At 70.7% G+C, this 5,268-nt stretch carries 5 protein-coding genes and 1 pseudogene (1 of these 6 only partly in view); 4 read left to right on the top strand and 2 right to left on the bottom strand.

The window, feature by feature from the left end; translation table 11 throughout:
• Positions 1–488: pseudogene (locus ACFPZI_RS21560) on the top strand (DEAD/DEAH box helicase) (it extends 6,531 nt beyond the left edge of the window).
• The gene (locus ACFPZI_RS21555; RefSeq protein WP_381365362.1) at positions 485–2,779 is read left to right on the top strand and encodes a UvrD-helicase domain-containing protein; all 2,295 of its coding nucleotides are present in this window, start codon (positions 485–487) and stop codon (positions 2,777–2,779) included. The pseudogene ACFPZI_RS21560 and the gene ACFPZI_RS21555 overlap by 4 nt, the downstream one beginning before the upstream one ends.
• 49 nt (positions 2,780–2,828) lie before the next feature.
• Here the strand turns inward: ACFPZI_RS21555 and ACFPZI_RS21550 are convergent, their stop codons facing one another.
• Positions 2,829–3,773, bottom strand: a complete 945-nt coding sequence (locus ACFPZI_RS21550; protein WP_381365359.1) for a serine/threonine-protein kinase — start codon at positions 3,771–3,773, stop codon at positions 2,829–2,831.
• Positions 3,774–4,447: 674 nt separating this feature from the next.
• Between ACFPZI_RS21550 and ACFPZI_RS21545 the strand changes: the two genes are divergently transcribed.
• Positions 4,448–4,714 carry a hypothetical protein gene (locus ACFPZI_RS21545; protein ID WP_381365356.1) on the top strand — a complete coding sequence of 89 codons (267 nt, stop codon included), beginning with the start codon at positions 4,448–4,450 and terminating at the stop codon, positions 4,712–4,714.
• 22 nt (positions 4,715–4,736) lie between these two features.
• Entirely contained in the window at positions 4,737–4,904 is a 168-nt protein-coding gene (locus tag ACFPZI_RS21540) for a hypothetical protein (protein ID WP_381365353.1), read from the top strand.
• A gap of 59 nt (positions 4,905–4,963) precedes the next feature.
• Here the strand turns inward: ACFPZI_RS21540 and ACFPZI_RS21535 are convergent.
• Positions 4,964–5,268: SDR family NAD(P)-dependent oxidoreductase (locus ACFPZI_RS21535; RefSeq protein ID WP_381365350.1), on the bottom strand; the 305-nt coding region annotated here is incomplete at its 5' end.

Raw genomic sequence — 5,268 nt, 5'->3', positions numbered from 1 at the left:
CGCCGTCGCCGCGGGCCCCGGCCGCCGCGGAAGTGACCGTGACGGGCGTCGCCGCGCCCGTCCGGGACGCGGCGTGGGAGCAGGTCCTCGCCTACCTCGACCCGGACGAGCCCGGCCTGTTCGCACTCGCCGAGGCCCTCGCCGCGCGCGGTGTCCCGGTTCCCGAGGACGGCCACGAGCTCGACGAGAACGGCTGGCTGGCCGAGTTGGCCTGGCCGGCCGCACGCGTCGGTGTCGTCCTCGCCCCGCGCCCGCCGGAGGGCGAGGACGAGGATCCGGAGGCCGTCGACCGCGACCGCGCGTTCGCCGCGGCCGGCTGGGAGGTACGGCCCGCCGCCGACTGGAGGGCGGACGGCATCGCGGACCGCATCGACGGCGCACCACCGACACCACCGTCCGGCGACCGGCGACCGGCGACCGGCGACCGGGGGCATCCTGACCAGCCTGACGGCACCACCACGGAGAACGGGGAGAACGAACAGACGTGACCGGCAAGAACGTGACGCTGCGCCTGCTCGACAAGGCCGACCGGGAGATCCTCAAGCTCCCCCGCCCGGTCAAGGGCGCGATCTACGACTTCCAGCACAAGTTCAAGACCAACCCCGACTCCGCGGGCCTGCGTCTCAAGCAACTGCAGGGCCACGACAAGCTGCACTCGGCACGCGTCAACGACGAGTACCGCGCCCTGCTGCTGCGGCTGGCCGACGACGACTGGCTCATCGTCTCGGTCAAGCACCGCAAGGACGTGTACGCGCACCTGGACCGGCTCACGTACTCGGTCAACCGCGTCACCGGCGGCATCGAGTACGTGGACCTCCAGGTCGTGCAGGCGGAAGTGCTCAGTCCCGCGGCCCCGCGGACCGCCGCACCCGCTGAGACAGCCCCACCCACCGAGCCCGTCGAGCCCGCCGAGCAGGCCCGTCCCGCCGAGCCGGCCGCTCCGCAGCCGCTGTTCGCGAAGTGGTCGGAGCAGCAGCTCACCGACCTGGGTGTGGCCCCGTCCCTGCTCCCGGTCGTCGCCGCGCTGACCACCGAGGACCAGCTCCTCGGACTCGCCGAGTACGCGCCCCAGCTCACCGGTGAGGTGCTGCTGGCGCTGTACGACGGCAAGGGGTACGACGACGTCCTGGAGCAGGTCACCGCCCCCGTCGCGGCGCCGGAACCCGTGGACCCCGAGGACTTCCGGGCCGCCGTCGACCGTCCCGCCACCATCGTCACCACGACCGACGACGCGCTGCGCGAGGCGCTGGAGGGCGAGGACTTCGGGCGCTGGAAGGTGTTCCTGCACCCCACGCAGGCCAAGCTCGTCTCGCGGGACTACAGCGGTCCCGCCCGCGTGGGCGGCGGGCCCGGCACCGGCAAGACGATCGTGGCGCTGCACCGGGTCAGGCACCTGGTCGAGCGGCTCCCGGCCGGCCGGAACAAGCCGGTCCTGCTGACCACGTACAACAAGAACCTCGCGGCGGATCTGCGTTCACGGCTGCTCGCCCTGGGCGGCGAAGCGCTGCTGTCGCGCGTCGAGATCAGCCACGTCGACCAGCTCGCGCTGCGGACCGTCCGGGAGGCGGAGCCCGGCAACCGCAAGCGGATCATCGACGAGGCGCAGGCGGTCCGCGAATGGCGCTCGCTCCTGGACGAACTCGGCGAGGACGGCTGGGACGCGGAGTTCCTGAACGACGAGTGGACGCAGGTGATCCTCGGCCAGGCCGTCACCTCCCGCACGGACTACTTCCGGGCGCGCCGCGCCGGACGCGGCGGCACCATCACCCGTGCCCAGCGCGCCGAGATCTGGCAGCTCGCCGAGCGGTTCGCCCAGCGTCTGGACCGGCTCGGAGCCCAGACGTGGGACCAGGTCGCGGAGCGGGCAGCGCAGTTGGAGGTGGCACGCGCCCGGCGCATCCAGGCCATCGACCGCCGGCGGGAGGAAGCGGGCGGCCTGGACAACGTCCACATGGCCGACGGTTCGGGAGGCTGGTTGCGCTACCGGTACCGGCACATCGTGGTCGACGAGGCTCAGGACCTGCGGCCCGCGCACTGGAAGATGCTGCGTGCGATGACCGCTCCGGACCGCAACGACCTCTTCCTGGTCGGTGACACCCACCAGCGCATCTACAAGAACCAGGTGACCCTCGGCAGCCTCGGCATCAACATCCGCGGCCGGTCGTCGAAGCTGTCGCTGAGCTACCGCACCACCCGGCAGATCCTGCGTTCCGCGCTGAACGTGCTCGGCGACGAGATGTACGACGACCTCGACGGCAGCACCGAGACGCTGGCCGGGTACCGGTCCGTGCTCAGCGGTGCCGTTCCGGACCTGCACAGGCTGGACGACTGGACGGACGAGCGCGAGGCGATCGCCGCGCTGATCGAGTCCTGGGGTCAGGTGCCGCACGAGCAGATCGCCATCGCCGTGCCGACCAACGATATGGCGAGCGAAGCCGCGTACACGTTGGCTCAGCACGGCATCCGGGCGCTGGAGATCGGCCCGGACGGGCCCCGCGGCGACAGCGGCGTCCACATCGGCACGATGTTCCGGTTCAAGGGGCTCGAGTACCAGCACATGATCATTGCCGGGGCGACCGACGGGCTGGTGCCGCGTGCGAGCGTCCAGCAGCGACGGACCACGGACCCGGCGCGCTACCGGACGGAGATGCAGCGCGCCCGGTCCCTGCTCTTCGTGGCGACCACACGCGCCCGGGACAGCCTCGATGTCTTCTGGCACGGGGAGCCGAGCCCGTTCCTCAGGGAACTGATCAAGGTCCGACCGCCGGTCGCGGCATGACCGGCCCTGGGGCCGGCCGGCTCCGGGATCGTGCCGCGCTGCACTTCGGCTAACGCGGCACGATCGGCCCTTGAGGCACGAGGAACGGCCGCCGGGGATCCTCCGGCGGCATCCTGCGGGTCGCGAACGCCGGATCAGGGGCCGGCAGGTACGGGGCAAGGGCCGCATACACTTCCGCCGCACCGCTGGGACGATCCTCGGGGCGCTTGGCGAGCAGTGCGTCCAACAGTTCCTGGAGCGCGGCCGGGGCGTCGACCCCGCCTTCGGCCAGCCGGGGCGGGGACGCGGTGAGGTGCTGAGTCACCAGTTCGGCGAGGCCCTCGTTGTGGAAGGGAGGGCGGCCGGTGAGCATGTGGTGCAGCAGGCACCCCACCGCGTACAGGTCGCTGCGACCGTCCAACGGCTTTTCGCCGCCCAGGAGTTCGGGCGAGGCATAAGCCAAGTTGCCGAGCGTTTCGCCCGTCATGGTGAGCCGCGGGTCGGTGTCCGAGAGCACCTTCACGAGACCGAAGTCGAGGATCTTCACCAGACCGCTGGTGCGGACCATGACGTTCTGGGGCTTGAGGTCGCGGTGCACCAGGCCCGCCGCGTGCGCGGCGGACAGCCCCGAGCACAGTTGCGCGGCCACGGAGACCGCGGCCGGCACGGGCAGGCGCCCGTCGTCGGCGCCGTCGATGACGTTGTCGAGGGTCGTCCCGTCGACGAGCTGCATCACCAGGCAGCAGACGTCCTCGGTGACGGCCGCGTCGTACACGGTGGTGATGTTGGCGTGGTCCAGACGTGCGGCGGCCTTCACCTCCCGCTCGAAGCGCGCCAGGGCGGTGCGGCGCCAGTCGGGCAGGGCGAGCAGGTCCGCGGCCACGGTCTTGACCGCGACAGGACGCTCCAGATACACGTCCGTCCCCTGCCAGACGTGTCCCATCGCCCCTCTGCCCAGGATCCGGTCCAGCCGGTACCTGCCGCGCAGAACCTTGCCCGCAGCGAACTGCTCCACGTCCACTTCCTTCGATGAGTCCCAGCGGCATGTCGGTACACGGACCGCCTGGCCAAAGGCCCGCCGTCGACTGCCCGCGCGGAAGAAGTCAACCAGCCTCGCACACACCGGGGAGACCCCCCGCTCGGCACGTGTCAGTACATGGTGCCGGAGCAGGAGCCGGCGGGCGGGTCACGCCGAGCACCGATCTGTACGCGCTCAGGGGCGTGGTGCACGAACTTCCCTGCGGGCGGCCGCTGTTCACCGGGTTCAACCGGCTCCGTCCCGACCGGTGGCTGCGTCACTCTCCATGGATGCCATGTTGAGATGACTACGGGAGTCACTTGCGGGACTTCCACATGATCAATTTCGATGAGAATTGATGTCACTCAGGAGCTGCTGAAGGACCAACCGCTGCTCGGAAAGCACGTGATGAGCCCAAGCCGCTGGTAATCGACTTCGCGAGCCGTGGGACCATCCTCAGTGAGGTCTGTGCAACGTGAAGTTCGCAGGTCACGGGTCTGGTGTGAGGGGCGGGCGGGATACTCATGCGGGTCGTCGGCGGGTGTCCACGGTGAAGATCGTCTGACATGCCGGCCGGAGTCGTTGTCGGGTTCTGCTGCGCCGAGGACCGTGCCGCTCTCACTATCCGTCACCGGGTCGGTACAGGGGGATGTCGCGGGGAGGGCGTGGGCATGCAGAAGCTGGAGCGGATCACGGCTCGCCGGAGTGAACTGGACACGCTGGCCGAGGAGTTGGCCAAGCAGCTGCAGGAGGTCCAGGCCGAGCGGGAGGAACTGCTGATCGCCGAGCGGGTCCTGAACCGGCTGACCGAGCAGGACCGGGCCGCGGCGGAGGCCGCCGCGACCGCCCGCCCCGACTCCCGCCCGGGTGGCGGGGCGGGCGGTCCTGTCGAGCCCGCACCGCAGCGAGAATCCCGACGAGGCCGCGCTGCCCGCTGACTACCGCAAGATCCTGGCGATCGTGCGGGCCCCCGACGGCCCTCTCCAGGTAAGGGCGGTGGGCGAGGAACTGGGCCTTCAGGTGACGGTGCGCGGCAAGCCGGAACCGCTGCGCGCGAAGATGACCAAGCTCACCGACCGCGGCCGGCTGCGCGAGCGAGGCGACGGGCGGTTCACCGCACGCTCCTAAAATAGGAGCGTGCGGTGAACCTGGAACGCTTCAGATGCCACCCACCGTGTGGTGCCTGCTCAGATCTGGTTCGCGCCACCGTCGACGTAGATGTTCGCGCCGACGACGTAGCTGCTCTGTTCCGAGGCCAGGAAGGCCACGACTGCGGCGGCCTCCTCAGGCTGACCCATGCGGCCCTTGGCCACGGTCGCGGCGACATTCTCCTTGACGGCCCGGGCGGTCTCCTCGTCGCCGAAAGCGGCGGTGCCCCCGGGAGTCTCGATCCATGCCGGCGAGACCACGTTGACCCGGATGCCACGGTCCTTGAGCTCGTTGGACCACGTCCGCGCCAAGGACCGGACGGCCGCCTTCGACGCCGCGTACG

The organism is Streptomyces chlorus, from assembly GCF_042655885.1.
GTDB lineage: Bacteria > Actinomycetota > Actinomycetes > Streptomycetales > Streptomycetaceae > Streptomyces > Streptomyces chlorus.
This window is presented reverse-complemented; position numbering and strand designations above follow the sequence as displayed.